Source organism: Halobacterium jilantaiense, assembly GCF_900110535.1.
Taxonomy (GTDB): Archaea; Halobacteriota; Halobacteria; order Halobacteriales; family Halobacteriaceae; genus Halobacterium; species Halobacterium jilantaiense.
In genome coordinates this window covers 2711551-2729331 of sequence record NZ_FOJA01000001.1, presented here as the reverse complement: position 1 = coordinate 2729331, position 17781 = coordinate 2711551, and the positions used below count along the sequence as shown (strand labels likewise).

The following is a 17781-nucleotide window of genomic DNA, read 5'->3' as shown; positions in this document are numbered from 1 at the left end:
TCTCGCTCGGCAAAAGCTACGCTAAAAGCACTCCTCGCTCCCTACGGTCGCTCGTCGGCCCGAGCGCTCCCGGTGGTCGCGCTCGGTGAACCGCTTCGCTCGGGTCGGTTGGACCGCTCGCTCGCGGATGCTAGTCACTACCTGCTGCGTAGGTTCAAGTACAAGACCGGGACCATCCCGGTGCGTGACCTGACAGCCGGCCGGTGCGTGCGGACGCGGAACGGCGGCACCACGCACCGGCGCAGCCGAGCCGCCTGCACGCCCTAGTCGAGGCGCTTGCTGACGTACGGGCCGTCCTGGTGGTAGCCCAGCTTCTGCTTGTAGTACTGGCGCGCGCCGATGCCGGAGATGACGGCGAGTTTGTCGTAGCCGGCGTCGGCGGCCATCTCCTCGGCGCGCTCCATCAGCCGCCGGCCGTACCCCTGGTGCTGGTGCTGGCCGTCGGCCGTGTCGTCGCCAACCGAGACCTCGCTGCCGTAAACGTGGAGCTCTCGCAGGAGCGCGGCGTTGTCCAGCTCTTCTCGCACCGTCTCGTTCGGGAACCGCAGCCGCGCGAACCCGACCAGGAGGTCCTTCTCGAAGTCCTCGAAGCTGATGAAGTGTTCCGTGCCGCCACCCGCCTCGTACGTCTCCACGTCGAGTTCGACGTTCTCGGGGTCCTCGTCGTTCATCCCGGCCTCCCGGCAGCGAATGCAGTCGCACGTGTAGCCGTGCTCGTCCATGCGCTGGCGGGCGAGCTGCCGCAGGTTCGACTTCCAAACGCCGGCGTCGATGAAGTCCGCCGGGATGTCCCGCTGGACGCGCTGCAGGCGCGTGTACCGCGGAATCATGTCCTTGATTTCGGCGACGAGGTCGGCGGCCTCCTCGTTCTGGAGCGGCTCGAACTCGCCGTTGCGCCACATGTCGTACGTGATGGTGTCGCGGACGACGAGCGTCGGGTAGATTTTGAGGTAGTCGGGCTTCCAGCGGCTGTCCTCGAACAGCCGCCGGAAGTCCTCTAGGACCATCTCCTTGCTCATCCCGGGCTGGCCCGGCATCATGTGGAAGCCGACCTTGAACGCAGCGTCGCGCAGCCGGCGGTTCGCGTCCACCGACGCCTGCACGCCGTGCCCGCGGTGCATCTCGCGGTTCACGCGCTCGAAGGTCGTCTGCACGCCCACCTCCACTTTCGTGCCGCCGAGGTCGAGCATGCGGTCGACCTGCTCGGGGTCACACCAGTCCGGCTTCGTCTCGAACGTCGTCCCAATGTTCCGAATCGCCCCGAACTCGTTGTCGGCGACGACGTCCTCCAGATACCGGAAGTCGTACTCCTCGGGGTCCTGCGCGAACGACTCGCTCTCGCTGGGCTGGGGGTCCTGACCGCGGTCGTAGTCGTTGAGCGCCTGAAGCGCGCGCTTCACGAACCACTCCTGGTAGTCGTGGCTGCGCGCCGTCATCGTGCCGCCCATGAGGATGAGTTCGACCTTGTCGATCGGGTGCCCGATCTCCCGGAGCTGGTGGAGACGAAGCGTCACCTGTCCGTAGGGGTCGTAGTCGTTCTGCACGCCGCGGGCCGCTGCGGGCTCGTGGCCGGTGTAGGACTGACTGGACGTGAACTCGCTGGCCGGCCCGCCGGGACAGTAGAGGCACTTGCCGTGCGGGCACGTGTGCGGGCTCGTCATGATTGCGACCGGCGTCACGCCTGACGCGGTCCGCACGGGCTTGCGCTGGAGGACTTCTTCGAGTTCCTCGCGGCGGCCGTCGGGCGCGAAGTCCAGTAGCTCGGAGTGCTTCGGTACTTTCGGCGCAGAGTACTCCGAGCAGACGTCGAGTTTCGCGCTCTCGATGTCGTCCTCGCCGACGTCCTCCGCGAGGATACGGTCGACGAGCTCCTCGCAAGCGGCCTGGAACGCACCGTCGGCGTCACTACTCATTACCGGAACAGAAGCGACCGAGCGCGAAAAAGCGTGTCGTTAGGCCAGCTGGTCGGCGAGCGCGTCGACGGCGGCGTCGACGACGGCGTCGCGTTGGCCGGAGAGGAACTCGATGCGGCCGTCTTTCGCGCCTCGCGGCGTCACGCCGGCGTTCGGGAGTTCGTCGGCGACGGCGTCCGCGATGGCATGGACGTCGACGGCGGCGTCACTGCGGACGCGCAGTTCGTCCTCGTGGACGCCGAGCAGGACGTCCGCGCGGTCGTCGCGGCGGTGGAGCGCGTCCAGCAGCAGGTCGACCGGCGGGAAGTCGTACTTGTGGGTGTAGGCGGCGACGTCCAGGGTCTCGAACGCGACGCCGTTCTCGCCGCGCACCGAGAGGTGGGGTTCGGCCGTGGAGAGTTCGGTGTCGAGGCGCTCGCGGAACTGGGTCGCGACGTGGTCGACGAGGTCGTGGTCGGCGTCGCCCCAGAGGAGGTCCGAGATAAGTTCGCGTTTGTCCTCGTAGGACTGGTAGAACGCTTCCAGCGCGATGGCGTCACGGAGCTGTTCGAGGGTCTCGCGGTCGTAGTCCGTGGCGTCGGCGAGGGCCGCGTACGCGTCCGGGAGTTCGGCCCAGTACGCGACTGCGGGGAGGTGCTGGAGGTCCTCGCGGACGTCGCTGTTGACGACGGCGGCGAGCTGCGCGCCGAGCGCGCCCGTGTTCACGGGGTCCTCGCCGGCCGCGGTCGGGGAGACGAGGACGTCCATGCCGGCGGCGTCGTCGGCGTAGCCGCCGTCGACGACGACGGTGTCGGCGTCGTAGATGTCCAGCAGGTCGAGGGCGTCCGTGGACTCCGTGGTGGAGCCCGCGCCGACGAGCACGAACAGCGGGTGTTTCTCGTCGTGGCGCTCGGCCGCTTCGAGCATGTCGGTGACGTCGCCGGTCGCGTCGTCGATGGTGTAGAAGGCGTCGTCGAGCGGGCGGCGGTCGACGTAGTGGTACTCGGCGTCTTCGCGGGCGTGCTCGTCACGGATGAGGGGGAGGAGCGCGCGTTCGACGGCGGTGCCAGCGACGTAGCCTTCGACCGTCGTCGGGTGGCGGACGATGACGGGGCGGGCGTCGATGACCGCGCGCCGGATGGCGGTCGCGGCGTCGACGATGTCGTCGTGGACCGCTTCCACGGCGGCATCGTCTGCGAGCACGGCGGTGGTCTCGGGGGCGGCGCGCTCGTCGAGCGCGGCGTCCATACGCTGGCGGACGGCGTCGGCGGCCTCGCCGTCGAGTTCGGTGAGGGTCTCGGTCTCGACCTGGAGTTCGCCGCGGCGGCGCTCGACCGTGCCCTCGATGCGGACGACGTCGCCCGTGCCGGTCTCGGGGTAGGCGCGGACGCCGGCCTCCTCGAAGGCGGCGGCGTCGACGACGCCGGTCGCGTCGGCGAGCTCGAAGACGGTCGGGCCGCTGGTCTGGCGGGCGCTCGCGATTTCGCCCTCGATGGTCACCGTCTCGTCGACGTGGTCGCCGAGGTCGCCGACCGGCACGGTCGCGTCGTCGGACTCGTCCGTCTCCTCCTCGTCGCTGGTCCCGTCGGCGTCGGCTTCGCCGCTGGAGTCGTCGTTCTGACTCTCGGCGGCGCGGGTGGCCTCGACGTGCTCGGTGGCCGCTTCGGTCGCGGACTGCTCGTCCGCGTCGTCGTCGGAGTCGCCGCCCGCGAACTCGAAGCTGGCGTCGTCGTTGACGGACTCCTCGACGGGTGTGCCGCCGTCGGCAGTGCCGGAGTCGTCGGACGCGTCCTCGGTCTGGGCAGGCTCCGCGGTCTGGTCGACAGACTCGGTCTCGTTGGACTCCTCTGTGGTGTCGGCGTCGTCCTCGTCGGGGAGTTCGGCGTCCGAGTCCCGGGAAGGGTCGTGGACGAGTTCGCCGCGGAAGTCCCGCAGGGACTCGCGAATCGACCAGCCGAGGTCGATGTTGCCGTTGTCGTGGACGTCCGTCACCTGGACGAACACGTCGTCGCCGGCGTCCCAGTCGAGGGACTCGACGCGGCCGGGAATCTCCGAGCGGTGGAGCAGCCCCGTGACGGCGTCGCCGACGTCGACGAAGACGCCGAACTCGGCGAAGCCGTCGACGGTGCCGCGGTAGAAGCGTCCGGCGGTGAGTTGGTTCGGTGAGTTGCCTCGGAAGTCGAACACGACGTCCTCCTCGTGGGTGGCACAGATGTGCCCGTCAGAGGCGGAGCCGCAGACGATGCAGGTACCCATTTGCATCAGAGGAGCGGTCGCTACCCTAAACGATTATCGAAACGGCGGCGGTCACTCGAACACGCGGCTGTCGTCTTCGAGTGCGTCGAGGTCCTCCCGGACGGCCTGTGCGTCCTCGGGGAACAGCGACACCTGCACTTCGTTGCCGGACTCGTCGCTGAAGACGAGCTTGACGCGTTTGTCGCCGAACTCGCGGGCTTCGGCCGCTTCGACGTCGAAGAGCTTCGCTTCGGCGTGCTTGTTCGCGGGACCGACGTTCTTGATGGAGCCGTCTTTCAGCTCCACCATGAAGTCGGAGAGGTTGATGTTGAGCACACCGACGCTTGGCGGCCCGCCGCCTAAAGTGCGAGCCCTGCGCCGGCGGCGACCGTCTGGATGGCGGGCCAGGCCCCGAACCCGCCTCCGAACGCTAACACGCCGGGGGCGAACGCGGCGAGGAGGGCTCGCAGCCAGGAGATGTCGTGGACGACGCGCGTGCCGACGACGAGCAGCGCGAACGCCCACAGACCGGCGAGCGCGGTGACAACGGGGACGCCGAGTCCGGCGACGACGCAGGGCGCGGCGGCGTACGCGATGACCTGAACGGTCTCGCTGACACCAGCTCTGGAGGGCGCGACGACGACGAGCGCGAGCGTCTGGAGCGCGGACAGCGCGTGGATGGCGGCGGGCGTGACGAGCATGACGACGAGCGCGGCGGTGAGCACGACGCGGAGCCAGCCGGCAGCCGGGAACGCCAGTGGCTCGGTCGGCGTCAGCGTCAGTCGCGTCGCGGCGGCGACGAGCACGACGGCCATCCCGAAGACGAGTCCGGGTGCCTGGTCGCCGGGCGAGACGGCCTCGTCGAAGAACGACACGGGACTCAACAGGACTTGCGTGAACGACTTCGCGAGCCCTTCGAGGCCGCGCTCGCGGCCGCCCTCGGGTTCGACCCAGGTCGTCATCGGTCAGTCCCGCCGGACGACGTGGCAGTTCCGGCACCGGGCCTCGTAGGACTCCTCCGCGCCGACCATGATGGTCGGGTCGTCGTAGTGCGCGGGTTCGCCCTCGATGAGCCGCTGGTTCCGGGTCGCGGGCTCGCCGCACTCCGTGCAGATGGCCTGCATCTTGTCGGCGTACTCGGCGACCGCCATCAACTCGGGGACGGGCTGGAACGGCTCGCCGCGGTACGTCTGGTCGGTGCCCGAGATGACCACGCGGCGGCCGTCCGCGGCGAGCGTCTGGACGACTTCGACGAGTGCCTGCGGGAAGAAGTTCGCCTCGTCGACGGCGACGACTTCCTCGCCGTTCAGCTGCTCGGGGATGGACTTGACGCCGTCGGCAGTCGTGTCGACGACGGTCGCCTCCCAGGAGCGGCCGGCGTGCGAGCCGAGCGTCGCTTCCCCGTAGCGGTCGTCGATGGCGGGCGTGAACGCGGCGACCTCCTGGCCCGCGATTTCCGCGCGCCGCAGTCGACGGAGGAGTTCCTCCGTCTTCCCGGAGAACATCGACCCCGTGATGACTTCGACCCATCCGGAGTTCGTGATGGCGTGCATGCCTCGGAGGGAGGACGGGGACAGGAAAACGCTTGCTCTTCCGCCGCCGCGCCGGTCCCTCGCGCGGTGAGACGGTGGCGCGCTGTCGACCGCGCCGGCGCGGCCCCGGTTCGTGCCCACGGCGCTGGAGTCTGCGCGTCTTTTTAGGGGCGGCAGTCAGAAGGTGTGGGCGTGTACGACGACATTCTCCTGCCGACCGACGGGAGCGACGCCGCGGACGCCGCCGTGGACAACGCGCTCTCGCTCGCGGCGAAGTACGACGCGACGCTGCACGTGCTGTACGTCGCGGACACGACCGAGTACAGCACCGTGACGTTCGAGGACAGCGTGGTCGACCCGCTCCAGCGCGAGGGCGAAGACGTCGTCGACGGCGTCGTCGAGCGCGCGGACGCCGAGGGCGTCGCGGCGAAGGGCGTGGTGATGCAGGGCGGCGTCTTCGAGACCATCAAGGACTACGTCGCCGACGAGGGCATCGACGCCATCGTGATGGGGACGCACGGGCGGCGCGGTCTGGGTCGCGCGCTCCTCGGCAGTGTCACCGAGCGCGTCGTCCGCACGAGTGACGTGCCCGTGTTGACCGTCCGGCAGACCGACACCGAAGCGGAGTAGCGGTCAGTTCTCGTCGTGAGCCCGGCGCTCCGGCCGCGGTCGGTCGCTGCCGTAGAGCGCGACCGCCAGCACGACGAAGCCGGTGGCGGTGACGACACTCCCCGCCAGTCCGGCGAGTGCCGCGTCGACGCCGAGCAGCTGGTCGGCCGCGCCGAGCGCCGAACCGGCGACGACGAGCACGAGCGCGGCGGACAGCGAGCGCAGGCCGGCGAGGTCGGTGCGGCGGTACGCCCGGTAGCCCAGCCGGGCGACGGCGAGACCGAGGGCGAGCGTGACGGCCGTGGCGAACAGGACGAGTGGGGTGAAGTCGGGCATCTGTGTCCCTCCAGTTCCGACGCCGGTCACCCCAGCAGTGACCGGAGCCGCCGCAGTTCGGTCGGGGCGGTGCTGTACGCCGTGGTGTCGTCGACTTCGTTCTCGTCGCAGTCGGCCGGGTCGTCTGGCGTCGACGGGTCCGGTGTCGACGAATCGGGGACTGGTGCTGTCGGGGTCACGGAGAGTCACCCTGCGTGTCGATGTTTCGCGTGATTCGTCCTAAACGGGGTTCCCGATTCCCACGCGGTAACAATCTGTCCGGCGCGGCAGCGGACAGGTGGGGCAGTCGACCCGCTTAGCTGGGCCTCCTCAGATTCCCTGGACGGTCTCGATAGCGCCGACCGATTCGAGGGATATCCAAAGGAGGAACAGGACGTAGAGAGCGAGGAAGCCGATAGCCTCCACGTTCGTGAGCTCGAGGTTCGTCCGCGTGAACACGACGAACACGAGCGTCGCGAACGCGAGGAAGCCCATCGTCGGGACGGCGACGAGGAAGTTGATGGTCGCGGTTCCGGCGAGCAGGACGCCGACTGGGATGGCGACGAGGAGATTGAAGGTGTTGCTGCCGAGGACGTTCGTGAGGCTGGTGACGTCGTCGTCGTTCCGCGCGGCGTTGATGCTCACGAACGCGTCGGGGAGACTGGTCCCGGCGGCGATGACCGTCAACCCCCAGAGGAACGTCGGCGTGTCGAAGATGTCGCCGAAGGCGAGCGCCGAGCGCACGATGCCCTCGACGCCGAGGGCGATGACGACCAGTGCGGCGGCGAGGACGCCCCACTCCCGGAGCGGGTCGACGTCTCGGACTTCGACGGCGTCGTGCTCGCTGGCGTCCTGCTGGTGGAGGAAGACGTAGACGCCGTACGTCGCGAGCGGGAGGACGACCAGCGGCCGGGTGAGAATGGCGGCGCTGTTGGTGCCGCCGGGGACGTACGTCGCGCCGAGCGCGAACACGATGAACAGGACGAGGACGCTGATGATGTAGAACTGGGCGTCCTTGTGGACGATGTCGCGGGTCGCTTCGAGGTCTTCGCTGGTGAGCGCGGAGAGCGCGGGGATGACGAGGAGGTTGAAGATGGCGCTGCCGACGATGGCACCGACACCGAGAGAGAACTCGCCGTGGACGACCGTGCTGATGACGATAGAGCTGATTTCGGGGAAGCTCGACCCGACAGCGACGACGATGGCACCGTGGACGGCCACGGGCAGGCCGTAGTGTCTGCTGAGACGCTCCGCCGCGCGCTCGAAGTACGTGCTTCCGGTGTAGATGACGACGACGGCGACCGCCGCGAGCGCGAGCGAACCGAGTAATCCGGGCATTGGTTCCCGGTTTGCGGGGGAGGGAGAAAGGCGTGGCTCAGTCGCGTGCTGTGCAGGCGCGGCGAGCGTCGGTCGAGACGACAGTCACGTGGCGAGTCGAGACACTGCAGGCCCGGCCGGTTACTCCGTGTAGGAGTCGACGATTGCTCGGAACTCCGCTTCGCCCTTGACGCCGACGACCTCCTCGGTCTGCTCGCCGTCGGCGAACACGACGACTGTCGGGACGCCCCGGACGCCGTAGGCGCTGGCGAGTTGCTGGTTGGCGTCCACGTCGACCTTGGCGACGGCCGCGTCGGTCTCGGCGGCAATCGTCTCCACGACCGGTTCGAGCATCTTGCACGGACCACACCAGTCGGCGTAGAAGTCCACGAGGACGACACCGTGGTCGGTGACGACGTCGTCGAGTTGGGACTGGCCGTCGACGTGAATCGGTTCGTTCGCCGTCGCGGCCCCGGCGTCGGCTGCAGTATCAGTTGCCATCACCAGCACGTACGAACCAGCCCCAATTAAGAGTTTTGGGTAGAAAACACAATACTAGGAAGTACTGGTTACCGAGCCGGCACCGCGACAGTAGCTGTGGGAGGGAGCCGAACATCCGGTCCGCTGGCGAGCGGGACAGAGTGCGACGAAGTGCGAGAAGAGAGAACCGAGAGCGGAGAGCGGAGGGAAGAGGAGGAAAGCGCCGGAGTTAGCTCTCGGCAGTGGGGGCCGCTCCTTCGGACTGTTCGTACTTGTTCTCGAACTCCTGGATGAGTTGCCCCATCTTCGCGTACCAGTCGTTGAGCATGCGCTGCATGTCGTCCGCAATCTGCGACGGGTCCGTCGGCGCGTAGACGTGGTAGTAGCCCCCCTGGTCGTAGTTGATCTGCTCTTTCTCGATGAAGCCGGTCTGCAGCAGGCGCTGGACCGCGCGGTAGGCGGTCGAGCGCTCCCGGTCGACCGCGTCGGCAATCTCGTCGACGGTCAGCGGCTCGTCGGCCTCGACGAGCGCGCGGAAGCACTCCTTGTCGAGTTCTTTCAGCCCGTGGAAACACTCCAGGAGCCCCTCGCACTCCATGTCCCGACGGAGCTGTTCGGACATCGAATCAGGCATCGGTATCACCGTTCTGTTGCCGCTACGCGGTTAAAAGACTTGTGTACAAGTCACACAAATGCACGCACGAGTCCGCCGAACTATCCGTCCAGACAGGCACCGGCTGACGTCAGTCGGCCGCGCTGGCCGCAGGCGCGTTCCCCGAGCGCAGGGCTCGAATCGAACTGACGACGACCGCACCTGCGACGAGCGTCGCCGCACCGAGGATGATGACCAGCGAAACCGTCTGAAGGACGGGGACGTCCGCGACGTTCCCGACTTTGCGGACCGCGACCGCGAGCGCGCCCAGCAGCAGCATCACGCCGAAGTACACTTTGATTTCGTCCTCGTCGACGAGGCTGGTCGCCGCGGCACCGAGCCGCGCGCCGAACGCGCTCCCGGCGAGCAGCGGGACGACGATGGAGAGGTCGACCGCGCCGTCCATCGCGTACAGGAAGCTCCCGATACCGCCCGAGAACACGATTTCGAAGAGGTCCGTGCCGACGGCGACGGGGACCGGGACGCCGATGAGGTAGAACAGTGCGGGCATCCGGATGAAGCCGCCGCCGACGCCGAGGAACCCCGAGAGCAGTCCCGTGGCGAACGCGACGACGAGAATCAGCCACAGCGAGACGGTGATGCCGCCGCGCAGCTCCATCATCGGGGGCACCCGGTAGGACTGAATCTGCTTCGCGACGTCGGGGATGTCGTCGGCGTCGGCCTCGGTGTCGTGGCTGATGCCGCCGTCACCGCCGCCTCGGGTCGCCCGGTAGGTGATGAACGCGCCGATGCCACCCAGCAGCCCGACGTACACGATGCTCACGACGGTGTCCGCGAGCCCCATCGCCTGGAGCGCGTGGAGGCCGAGTTTACCGACCTCGATGCCGGCCGTCGTGCCCGCAATCATGAGCACACCGAGCTTGTAGTCGACCTGCCCGAGGTCGCGGTGTTTCAGCGTCGCGATGACGGAGGTCGCGAACACGAACGCGAGCCCGGAGGCGACCGCCACGTCGGTGTCGTAGCCCATCACCATCAGCGCGGGCGTGACGAGGAACGACCCGCCCATCCCGAAGAACCCGAACAGCAGGCCGATGAGGACGCCGAATCCCGCGAACAGCGCCAGCAGGGGGCCGGCGACGCCGAACAGCTCGGCAGTCATCGTCCGCGGAGCGCGCCGACGACGCTCGGCCCGAAGACGCGCTCGAGCAGCCCGTAGCCGGCGTAGAGGAGGATTGCTTCGACGAGGACGACACCGACGACGAGAGCCGCACCCTCGACACCGCTGGCGTTCTCAAGCCCGAACATCGACCACCACTCCGAGTAGTATTGTGGATTCCATGAGTTTCTACTCGGGTCGGCATACCCGGCCACCTTACGTAACGTTTTTGGGAATACTACACAATTCTACTCGACAGCACGTCGTCCAGTTCGTGGAACACTCTCGTCGCAGCCTGCCGGCGGACGCGCCGGGCCGACTCACAGCAGGGAGGCGGCCGCGACGTACGCGAGCGTGAACGAGAGTACGAACGAGCCCGCCCACGCGCCGACGGTGACGAGTATCTTGCGCGCGTCGACCGCCGCCCGCCCGCCGACCGCGGCCCCGCTCCCGATGATGGCGCTGACGACTATCTCGTTGAAGGAGACCGGCACCCCGAGCAGGACGGCCAGCTGCGCGATGAGAAACGACGGCACGAGCGCCGAGATGGAGCGCCGCGGGCCGAGCGACGAGTAGTCCTGCGCGAGCGACTTGATCATGCGGGGCGCGCCGGTCCACGACCCGACGAGCATCCCGAGGCCGCCGCCGACGAGCACGGCGAACACCGAGAGCCCGCCCACCTCGTCGAGCAGCGGGAGCAGCGGCCCGACTGCGAGCCCGACCTGGCTCCCGCCCGCGGAGAACGCCACGAGGGAGCCGAGCGCGAGCAGCACGCGCCGCAGTCCACCGCGCTCGTCGCGGCGGACGTCCCACCAGACGACGACACCGACGGCCAGCGCCGCGATGCCGGTGACAGCCGCCGCCGCAGTGGGGCCGCCGACTGGGAGCGCCTGCCGGCCGAGGCTGCGGACGCTCCCCGAGGACGCTCCTCGGCCGAGGAAGCTGAACTCGACGTTCGCGAGGACGGCGGCGACGAGGCCAGCGAGGACGGGGACGCTGTACCGCTCGGGGACGCCGGGGCGCGGGAGGACGCTGGCGATGGCGAACGCGATGCCGCCGCCGACGAACGGCGTCAGCGCCCACACGGCCGCAATCTGTCGGTACTTCGGCCACACCGGCGTTCCGCCGAGCGCGAGCCCGACGCCGATGACCGCGCCCGTGACGGTGAACGCGGTCGCAATCGGGTACCCGGTCTGGATGCCGACAGCCATCAGCCCGGCACCCAGCAGCAACACCAGGATGACGCCGGCGACGGGCAGGCTCGCGCCGCCGACGAGCCCGCCCCCGATGGCCTCGGAGACGCTGCCGCCCTGCGTGACGGCACCGGCGAACCCGAAGAGTCCGACGACGAACGCGGCGCGCATCGTCGCGATTGCGTTCGCCCCGACGGCGGGTGCGAACGGCGTCGCGCCGCTCGACCCGGCCCCGATGACCCACGCCATGAACAGGCTGGCGAGCGCGGCACCGACGAAGAGGGCGGCGAGTGCGGGGTCCATGGGGGTCAGTCTGCGCTCGTCGCTGCGGGGTCGCTGGCTCGGCTGCGGCTCCGCCAGTAGCCCTGGGCGTACGCGCCGAGGAACATCCCGGCGAGCGCCCAGAGGATGGTGACGTTACCGACACCGAGGCTCGCGTACGCGGCTCCCGGACAGATGCCGGACAGCCCCCAGCCGACGCCGAAGACAGCGCCGCCGACGAGGACGTTCCGGTCGAAGGACTTGAGCCGGCGCTCGTACGGCGACCCGGTGAGCGGCGCGGCGTCGCGGAGTCGCGGCATGACTGCGAAGCCGACGCCGGTGACGACGGCCGCGCCGAACATGACGAACGGCAGCCCGAGGTCCTCGAACTGCAGGAAGTGCAGGACGACCTCCGGGCGGGCCATGTGGCTGAAGCCGAGCCCGAACCCGAATATCAGACCACCGACGAACACCAGCGGTTTGAACAGCGGCTGTCGGTCGCCGCTCACGTGTCGCTCCCTCCGTTCGCTCCCGTTCGCGCGGTTCGAGACTCTCGGGTCCCTCGGGTCTCGCGCACTACGGGCTCACCCCCAGTGCGGCGACGACCTGCGCAGTCCCGATAGCGACGGTGAGGAAGGTGGCGACGCCGACCAGCGAGGTCTTCGACGCCGAACCGACGCCGCAGACGCCGTGACCGGACGTACAGCCCTTGCCGACGCGCGTGCCGACGCCGACGAGGATACCGCCGAGGAACAGCCGCCACGGCTGGACGCCCGTCGACCAGAGCGTCACACCGCCGACGTCGTACAGTTCCCCAGTGCTGCCGGCCGCGTACAGCGAACTGGTGACGACGCCGGACTGCACCGTCGCGGCGAACAGCGTGCCGCCGAGGACGATGCCGAGCGTGAACAGCACGCGCCAGTCCCGGGAGCCGACGTAGCGCTGGAACCGGGACTGCCCGGAGACGTACGACAGCGTCGACTCGAGGAACGTGCTCGCGCCGGCGGGGATGCCGGTGCCGACGTAGATGACGAGCGCGCCGAGGCCGACCAGCAGGCCGCCGACGGCGTACCGGCTGACGCCGTTCGGGAACAGCTCTGCGGCTGACAGCAGCGGGACTGGGTCAGCGACCATCGGCGGGGTCAGTCACCCGCGAGCGAGTTCTGGCTCGCGGCGCAGTTGTTCGGGCCGAGTTCGAGCGCGAACGCCTCCTCGTCGTCGACGGACTGCTGGCCGAGGTTGGTCGCGATGATGTCCTCGTAGTTCGCCGGGCGCGGCGGCATGTCCGCGAGGACGAGGTCCACGAAGTCGTCTTCGTCCATCGTGAGCGCGTCCATGTCCTCGACGAGGTCGCCGATGGGGGCAGTGTAGGTGCCGTCGTCGGCCGCCTCGGCCGCGTCACTGAAGTGCGCGCCGCCGACGAGCGTGTCGTCGGGCAGCGCGAGCACGCGCTCCTGGAGCGACTCGTAGAGCTGGCGGGCGGCAGCGGGCGCGCCCTCGTCGCCCGCTTCGAGGTCGGGGCGGGCGACGCTCTCGACGAACAGCCCGTCGCCGGTCGCGAGCAGGCTGCCACCGAGCAGGTACGAAGTCATCCCGGAGGTGTGGCCGGGCGTGGCGACGGTCTCGACGGTGGCGTCGCCGACCGCGAAGGTGTCGCCGTCGGCGGCCGTCGTGAGGTCGTCCGCGTACGTGACGCCGCGGTCGGCGGCGGCCTCGGGGATGACGCCCTCGACTCCCTCGTCGTCGAGCGCGCGGACGCCGGAGATGTGGTCGGCGTGGATGTGCGTGTCCAGCGCGTACTGGAGGTCGACGCCGAGGTCGGCGGCGTCGTCGAGGTAGCGGTCGGTGAACGCGCGCAGCGGGTCGACGACCGCGGCCTCGCCGTCGTCGTAGAGGAGATAGCCCAGACAGCCCGAGGACGGGCGCTGGTACTGGAGGAGCGTTCCGGAGCCGTCGTAGCGCTCGACTTCGACGGCGTCGTAGATGCTCGCCCAGCCGTTCATGCCGTCCTCGAGGTGGTCGACGTCGTAGCCGCGCTCCGCGAGCGTGCCCGCGACGTACTCGCTGGCCCCGCCTTTCGCGCACAGGACCGTGACCTCGCGGTCGTCGGGAATCTGATCGAGGACGTCGTCGTCGATGTCCTCGTCGAGGAACTCGAAGTACGGGGCGTTGATGGACGTGACGGACTCGCCGTCGACGTGCCACTGCTCGTACTCCGACTGCATGCGCGCGTCGAGGACCGTGACGTCCTCGCTGGCGTCGATGCGGTCCTTGAGCGACTCGGGGTCGACGGATTCCACGTCGACGTCGGGCGTCGGGAAGTCGTCTGGGTTCATTGTGTGCAGTCCGCTGTACCGGTTCGACGCACAAAAGATTTTAGATGGTATTCCCAATCCTCCACAATACTACTGGGCAGGATTTCTCGCAAGAGCATAGAAGGCGGCACAGAAGCGCATTTTACTAGCTCTCTCCCCAAGGAGCACGAGTAGAGTAATTTGCAGTGGTTACAATAACCGACAATCTTTTACTCGGGCATAGGGTATTGTGAGTTAGCTCCAATACAGACGCTGGAGCGGATTCCAATGAGTACCGAATTCGACATCACCGAGACGCTCGACGTGAAAGGCGCATCGTGTCCCATGCCGGTCGTGAAGACGAAGTCCGCCATCGACGACCTCGCTGGCGGCGACGTGCTGGAAGTGCTCGCGACCGACGCCGGGAGCATGAGCGACATCGAGGGCTGGGCGGCCGGCACCGAGGGCGTCGAACTCCTCGACCAGAGCGAGGGCGACGACGTCTACAGACACTACGTCCGCAAGACGGAGTGACGATGAGCACGGACACTCCCGACGCGGCCGACGACGCCCCCACGCGTGCGGAACTGGCCGCGCGGGTGGGCGAACTCGAGGACGCGCTCGCCGACGCCACCAGCGACGACGGCCAGAAGCAGATGAGCATCATCGCGACGAAGGGCACCCTGGACATGGCGTACCCGCCGCTCATCCTCGCCAGCACCGCGGCCGCGTTCGGCTACGACGTGACCGTCTTCCACACGTTCTGGGGGCTGGACATCCTCCACGAGGAGAAGTCCGGCGACCTCCAGTTGAGTTCGGTCGGCAACCCCAACATGCCGGTCCCGAACGTCGTCGGCGCGCTCCCCGGCATGGACCGCGTCACCACCTCGATGATGGAGAAGCGAATCGAGGACAACGACACCGCCACCATCGAGGAACTGCTGGAGACCAACCTCGACATGGGCGTCGAGTTCCAGGCCTGCCAGATGACCATCGACCTGCTGGACTACGACGAGGACGACTTCTACGACGGCGTCACAACCGGCGTCGGCGCGGCCACCGCGCTCCAGGACATGGCCGACGCCGAGATCCAGTTGCTCGTCTGAACGCCGCCGACGAGCGCATCGCGTCCACGGTCGTGTCGCCTGTTAGCCGGAGCGCTGTCGACGGACCGCGCGGCTCGCCCGGCATCGACCAGGGGCCCCGACTGTCCCCAGTCGCGCTGGCCGGCGTTCTGAAACTGCGTCACGCTCACCGAGTGTCGGACGTATCGACGCCGAGAACGCGATACACCAGACAGACCCGGACGAGTCCGGTGGCGATCAGGACGACGCCGACGAGCGACAGACCGGCACCGACCGTCGTTCCGAGGCCGAGCAGGCCGCCGAGGGACGCGAGTCCTGCGACCAGCAGCAGTACACCGACGACCAGACGAGTCTGTCTGTCGGCAGCCCCAACGTTGTTCTTCATACCCACAACTACACAACACATTCACGTAAAACTTACCCGTTCACGCCCGCCAGGCGCGACGAGTGCCACACCCGACTCGGTCGGTCGGCCACATCCGGAAGAGACTTTGCACTACGAGCACAATACAGCGCACGAATGACGCTCCCAATCGACCCGCGCAAGCTCGACCCGGAGGACTTCGGCGAAGCACAGGCGACCCTCGATATGGACCACGAGGCGGCAATCGAACACGTCCGTGACGTGTTCACCGACGCCGGGTTCGGCATCCCCGTCGAGTTCTCGCCGTCCGAGATGCTGAACGAGAAAGTCGACGCGGACCGCGACCCCTACTACGTGCTGGGGGCCTGCAACCCCGAGGTCGCCGACCGCGCGCTCGACGCGACCGACAACAAACTCGGCGCGCTCATGCCCTGCAACGTCGTCGTCTGGGCGGAGGAACCCGGCCGGCAGCGCGTCTACCACGTCTCCATCATGCGCATCGCGCGGCTCGTCGGGATGGCTCCCGACGACGACGAGATGGCGGACATCGTCGCCACCACCGGCGAACTCGTCGACGACGCGTTCGAGAACCTCTAGTCCGGACGCTGCCGGCCGTCGCCGCCGACACGCGCTGTGTTCACTCCTGCAGTCGGGCGACCGTCGACCCGCTCCCGTCGGCCACCTCGACCATCCCGTCGTCCGCGAGGTCGTCGAGCAGCCCCCGGAGCCAGTCTCGGCCGTAGCTGCCGTCCGGCGCGTAATCCACGCGGATTCGCGGCCCCAGCTCGTCCAGCGCCAGCTCGCCGTGTTCGCTCAGCGCGCGGACCACCCGGCCGCGGAACTGCCGGCGGCTCCCCTCGAAGTCCGGCTGGGTCGGCACGTCCGGCGCGGTGAAATCCCCGGTCTGGTAGGCGTCACACCACTCCCGCCACGGACAGCCGGCGGCGTCGCAGTCCGGCGACTTCCCGCAGGCCACGCCGCCGAGTTCCATCACGGCGTTGTTCCAGACGCGGGACTCGCCCTCGGGCATGAGGTCGTTCGCGGCCGCCTCGAACGCCGCGTCGTCGTCGGGGACGCCGAAGACGCGGTAGAGCACGCGCTTGACGTTCGTGTCGACGACGGCGTCCCCGTTGTCGAACGCGAACGACGCGACGGCGTTCGCGGTGTACGGCCCGACGCCCATCAGCTCCGACAGCTCCTCCGGTGTATCCGGGAACTCGCCGTCGTAGTCGCTCTCGACCTGCTGGGCGGCCTCGTGGAGGTACTTTGCGCGGTTGTTGTACCCGAGGCTGTGGTCGGACCAGAACCCCACGACCTCGCCACGCTCGGCCGCCGCGAGGTCGGTCGTCGTCGGCCACTGGTCGAGGAACGCGTGCCAGGCGTCCTCGACGCGGGAGAGCTGGGTCTGCTGGCTCATCACCTCCGAGACGAGAATCTCGTAGGGGTCGGTGGTCTCCCGCCACGGGAACGACCGGTGGTCGGCCTCGTACCACTCGACCAGCGCCGCGCGCACGTCCTCGGTGTCCTCGGGGAGCGCCCACTCCCCGTCCCCGTCGGTCATGGCCGTCCGTTCGCACGCAGCGGCCTTGGCGGTGGTGGTTCGTGCCACGGAAGCGCACGTACTAAGTCCTGTCACGTGAACTGTCACGTATGCGACGACGAGCCCTCGTTGCGGTCTGTGTCGCCCTCCTCGTGGCCACGGCTGGCTGCAGCGCGCTCGGCGGCGGCGACGGAGCGCAGCCGACCGAGTCCGAGCAGTCCGTCCACGAACGCGTCGCGGCCGCCACGCAGGACGTAGCGACCTACGGCGTGGAGTTCCGGATGAACATCACCGCGAACGGCGAGACCCTCCAGCTCACTCAGGAGGGCGTCTACAACAGGACCAGCGAGCGCGCCCGGCTGAACATGTCGGTCTACGGGACGCCCGCCACGTCGTACTTCGACGGCGAGACGGCGTACGTCACCTCCGGCGGCCAGTGGCAGGTCCAGAATCTCTCCGGAAGCGGCCTCTGGGCCGAGAACGGCACGCTCGCCCGCCAGCGTACGCTGCTGGACGTCGGGAGCGTCTCCGTCGTCGGTAACGAGACCGTCGACGGCGTCGAGACGACGGTGTACGCCGTGGACGCCGACCCCGAGGCGTACCAGTCGCTGCTCGGTCAGCAGGTGGGCACGACCGAGAGCGTCGGCATCCAGAACGCGACCTACCGGCTGTACGTCGCCGACGAGACCGACCGGCCGCGGAAGGCCGAACTGTCCATGACCGTGGCCACCCGGGGACAGTCCTCGCAGGCGAACGTCACCATCCTGTTCTCGGAGTACGGCGAGCCGGTTCGCGTCACCATCCCGGAGGACGCGCCGACGGACGAGTCCGCCTGACCGGACTGCCGCCTCGGCCCGGGCTCGGCCCGACGAAAGGCGTATGCCCCCGGCGAGGC

Annotated in this window: 23 protein-coding genes; 5 read left to right on the top strand and 18 right to left on the bottom strand. The window is 68.6% G+C overall.

All coding sequences use genetic code 11. From position 1 onward, the window contains the following. Positions 1-263: 263 nt before the first annotated feature. Genes BMW35_RS14225 through BMW35_RS14205 form a run of 5 tightly spaced genes read right to left on the bottom strand, consistent with a single transcriptional unit; the run spans position 264 to position 5680 of the window. Entirely contained in the window at positions 264-1913 is a 1650-nt protein-coding gene (locus tag BMW35_RS14225; protein WP_089670197.1) for a tRNA uridine(34) 5-carboxymethylaminomethyl modification radical SAM/GNAT enzyme Elp3, read from the bottom strand. 39 nt (positions 1914-1952) lie between these two features. After that, positions 1953-4148, bottom strand: coding sequence for a DHH family phosphoesterase (locus BMW35_RS14220; RefSeq protein ID WP_089670196.1), 2196 nt, complete (start codon positions 4146-4148; stop codon positions 1953-1955). Between the two features lie 51 nt (positions 4149-4199). After that, on the bottom strand, positions 4200-4463 hold the full coding sequence (locus BMW35_RS14215) for a hypothetical protein (protein WP_089670195.1): 264 nt from the start codon (positions 4461-4463) through the stop codon (positions 4200-4202). 23 nt (positions 4464-4486) lie between these two features. Further along, positions 4487-5089: a YIP1 family protein gene (locus tag BMW35_RS14210; protein ID WP_089670194.1), complete on the bottom strand. Its 603-nt coding sequence runs from the start codon at positions 5087-5089 to the stop codon at positions 4487-4489. Between the two features lie 3 nt (positions 5090-5092). Further along, the gene (locus BMW35_RS14205; RefSeq protein ID WP_089670193.1) at positions 5093-5680 is read right to left on the bottom strand and encodes a thymidine kinase; all 588 of its coding nucleotides are present in this window, start codon (positions 5678-5680) and stop codon (positions 5093-5095) included. A gap of 171 nt (positions 5681-5851) precedes the next feature. On the opposite strand from BMW35_RS14205, the gene BMW35_RS14200 reads away from it, so the two are divergent. Continuing rightward, positions 5852-6289, top strand: coding sequence for a universal stress protein (locus BMW35_RS14200; protein WP_089670192.1), 438 nt, complete (start codon positions 5852-5854; stop codon positions 6287-6289). Between the two features lie 3 nt (positions 6290-6292). Here the strand turns inward: BMW35_RS14200 and BMW35_RS14195 are convergent, their stop codons facing one another. The 11 genes from BMW35_RS14195 to BMW35_RS14155 form a co-directional block, all read right to left on the bottom strand. Further along, entirely contained in the window at positions 6293-6604 is a 312-nt protein-coding gene (locus BMW35_RS14195) for a DUF7521 family protein (protein WP_089670191.1), read from the bottom strand. Positions 6605-6630: 26 nt separating this feature from the next. Next, a complete protein-coding gene (locus BMW35_RS15750; RefSeq protein ID WP_177170856.1) occupies positions 6631-6783 on the bottom strand; it encodes a hypothetical protein in 153 nt (50 codons plus the stop codon). Between the two features lie 130 nt (positions 6784-6913). Further along, on the bottom strand, positions 6914-7921 hold the full coding sequence (locus BMW35_RS14190; RefSeq protein ID WP_089670190.1) for a sodium:calcium antiporter: 1008 nt from the start codon (positions 7919-7921) through the stop codon (positions 6914-6916). Positions 7922-8041: 120 nt separating this feature from the next. Then, a complete protein-coding gene (gene trxA, locus BMW35_RS14185) occupies positions 8042-8401 on the bottom strand; it encodes a thioredoxin (RefSeq protein WP_089670189.1) in 360 nt (119 codons plus the stop codon). Positions 8402-8609: 208 nt separating this feature from the next. Beyond that, complete coding sequence (locus BMW35_RS14180) at positions 8610-9014, bottom strand: helix-turn-helix domain-containing protein (RefSeq protein WP_089670188.1); 405 nt, start codon at positions 9012-9014, stop codon at positions 8610-8612. Between the two features lie 109 nt (positions 9015-9123). Continuing rightward, entirely contained in the window at positions 9124-10152 is a 1029-nt protein-coding gene (locus tag BMW35_RS14175; protein ID WP_089670187.1) for a sulfite exporter TauE/SafE family protein, read from the bottom strand. After that, a complete protein-coding gene (locus BMW35_RS15745) occupies positions 10149-10298 on the bottom strand; it encodes a DUF7512 family protein (protein WP_177170855.1) in 150 nt (49 codons plus the stop codon). Before BMW35_RS15745 ends, BMW35_RS14175 begins: the two co-directional genes overlap by 4 nt. Positions 10299-10469: 171 nt before the next feature. Further along, the gene (locus BMW35_RS14170) at positions 10470-11645 is read right to left on the bottom strand and encodes an inorganic phosphate transporter (RefSeq protein ID WP_089670186.1); all 1176 of its coding nucleotides are present in this window, start codon (positions 11643-11645) and stop codon (positions 10470-10472) included. A gap of 5 nt (positions 11646-11650) precedes the next feature. Further along, complete coding sequence (locus BMW35_RS14165) at positions 11651-12112, bottom strand: YeeE/YedE family protein (protein WP_089670185.1); 462 nt, start codon at positions 12110-12112, stop codon at positions 11651-11653. Between the two features lie 67 nt (positions 12113-12179). After that, on the bottom strand, positions 12180-12737 hold the full coding sequence (locus BMW35_RS14160; RefSeq protein ID WP_089670184.1) for a YeeE/YedE family protein: 558 nt from the start codon (positions 12735-12737) through the stop codon (positions 12180-12182). 8 nt (positions 12738-12745) lie between these two features. After that, on the bottom strand, positions 12746-13939 hold the full coding sequence (locus BMW35_RS14155; RefSeq protein WP_089670183.1) for an MBL fold metallo-hydrolase: 1194 nt from the start codon (positions 13937-13939) through the stop codon (positions 12746-12748). 246 nt (positions 13940-14185) lie between these two features. Between BMW35_RS14155 and BMW35_RS14150 the strand changes: the two genes are divergently transcribed. After that, complete coding sequence (locus BMW35_RS14150) at positions 14186-14431, top strand: sulfurtransferase TusA family protein (RefSeq protein WP_089670182.1); 246 nt, start codon at positions 14186-14188, stop codon at positions 14429-14431. 2 nt (positions 14432-14433) lie between these two features. Continuing rightward, positions 14434-15003, top strand: a complete 570-nt coding sequence (locus BMW35_RS14145) for a DsrE/DsrF/DrsH-like family protein (RefSeq protein WP_089670181.1) — start codon at positions 14434-14436, stop codon at positions 15001-15003. Between the two features lie 145 nt (positions 15004-15148). Here BMW35_RS14145 and BMW35_RS14140 read toward each other — a convergent pair whose 3' ends face one another. Then, a complete protein-coding gene (locus tag BMW35_RS14140) occupies positions 15149-15367 on the bottom strand; it encodes a YgaP family membrane protein (protein ID WP_177170854.1) in 219 nt (72 codons plus the stop codon). Positions 15368-15502: 135 nt separating this feature from the next. Between BMW35_RS14140 and BMW35_RS14135 the strand changes: the two genes are divergently transcribed. Then, positions 15503-15943 carry a DUF302 domain-containing protein gene (locus BMW35_RS14135; RefSeq protein ID WP_089670179.1) on the top strand — a complete coding sequence of 147 codons (441 nt, stop codon included), beginning with the start codon at positions 15503-15505 and terminating at the stop codon, positions 15941-15943. A gap of 40 nt (positions 15944-15983) precedes the next feature. Here BMW35_RS14135 and BMW35_RS14130 read toward each other — a convergent pair whose 3' ends face one another. Beyond that, positions 15984-16907, bottom strand: coding sequence for an HhH-GPD family protein (locus BMW35_RS14130; RefSeq protein ID WP_089670178.1), 924 nt, complete (start codon positions 16905-16907; stop codon positions 15984-15986). An 89-nt stretch (positions 16908-16996) separates the two neighbouring features. Between BMW35_RS14130 and BMW35_RS14125 the strand changes: the two genes are divergently transcribed. Further along, positions 16997-17722 (top strand): LolA-like protein, encoded by a 726-nt coding sequence (locus BMW35_RS14125; RefSeq protein ID WP_089670177.1) that lies wholly within the window; start codon positions 16997-16999, stop codon positions 17720-17722. The last annotated feature ends 59 nt before the right edge of the window (positions 17723-17781 follow it).

Coding starts and splice junctions, on each gene's coding strand:
- BMW35_RS14150 (WP_089670182.1), top strand. CDS start 14,186: ATGAGTACCGAATTCGACATCACCGAGACGCTCGACGTGAAAGGCGCA.
- BMW35_RS15745 (WP_177170855.1), bottom strand. CDS start 10,298: ATGTTCGGGCTTGAGAACGCCAGCGGTGTCGAGGGTGCGGCTCTCGTC.
- BMW35_RS14170 (WP_089670186.1), bottom strand. CDS start 11,645: ATGGACCCCGCACTCGCCGCCCTCTTCGTCGGTGCCGCGCTCGCCAGC.
- BMW35_RS14130 (WP_089670178.1), bottom strand. CDS start 16,907: ATGACCGACGGGGACGGGGAGTGGGCGCTCCCCGAGGACACCGAGGAC.
- BMW35_RS14195 (WP_089670191.1), bottom strand. CDS start 6,604: ATGCCCGACTTCACCCCACTCGTCCTGTTCGCCACGGCCGTCACGCTC.
- BMW35_RS14155 (WP_089670183.1), bottom strand. CDS start 13,939: ATGAACCCAGACGACTTCCCGACGCCCGACGTCGACGTGGAATCCGTC.
- BMW35_RS14125 (WP_089670177.1), top strand. CDS start 16,997: ATGCGACGACGAGCCCTCGTTGCGGTCTGTGTCGCCCTCCTCGTGGCC.
- BMW35_RS14180 (WP_089670188.1), bottom strand. CDS start 9,014: ATGCCTGATTCGATGTCCGAACAGCTCCGTCGGGACATGGAGTGCGAG.
- BMW35_RS14175 (WP_089670187.1), bottom strand. CDS start 10,152: ATGACTGCCGAGCTGTTCGGCGTCGCCGGCCCCCTGCTGGCGCTGTTC.
- BMW35_RS14205 (WP_089670193.1), bottom strand. CDS start 5,680: ATGCACGCCATCACGAACTCCGGATGGGTCGAAGTCATCACGGGGTCG.
- BMW35_RS14220 (WP_089670196.1), bottom strand. CDS start 4,148: ATGGGTACCTGCATCGTCTGCGGCTCCGCCTCTGACGGGCACATCTGT.
- BMW35_RS14190 (WP_089670190.1), bottom strand. CDS start 7,921: ATGCCCGGATTACTCGGTTCGCTCGCGCTCGCGGCGGTCGCCGTCGTC.
- BMW35_RS14135 (WP_089670179.1), top strand. CDS start 15,503: ATGACGCTCCCAATCGACCCGCGCAAGCTCGACCCGGAGGACTTCGGC.
- trxA (WP_089670189.1), bottom strand. CDS start 8,401: ATGGCAACTGATACTGCAGCCGACGCCGGGGCCGCGACGGCGAACGAA.
- BMW35_RS14140 (WP_177170854.1), bottom strand. CDS start 15,367: ATGAAGAACAACGTTGGGGCTGCCGACAGACAGACTCGTCTGGTCGTC.
- BMW35_RS14160 (WP_089670184.1), bottom strand. CDS start 12,737: ATGGTCGCTGACCCAGTCCCGCTGCTGTCAGCCGCAGAGCTGTTCCCG.
- BMW35_RS14210 (WP_089670194.1), bottom strand. CDS start 5,089: ATGACGACCTGGGTCGAACCCGAGGGCGGCCGCGAGCGCGGCCTCGAA.
- BMW35_RS14225 (WP_089670197.1), bottom strand. CDS start 1,913: ATGAGTAGTGACGCCGACGGTGCGTTCCAGGCCGCTTGCGAGGAGCTC.
- BMW35_RS14145 (WP_089670181.1), top strand. CDS start 14,434: ATGAGCACGGACACTCCCGACGCGGCCGACGACGCCCCCACGCGTGCG.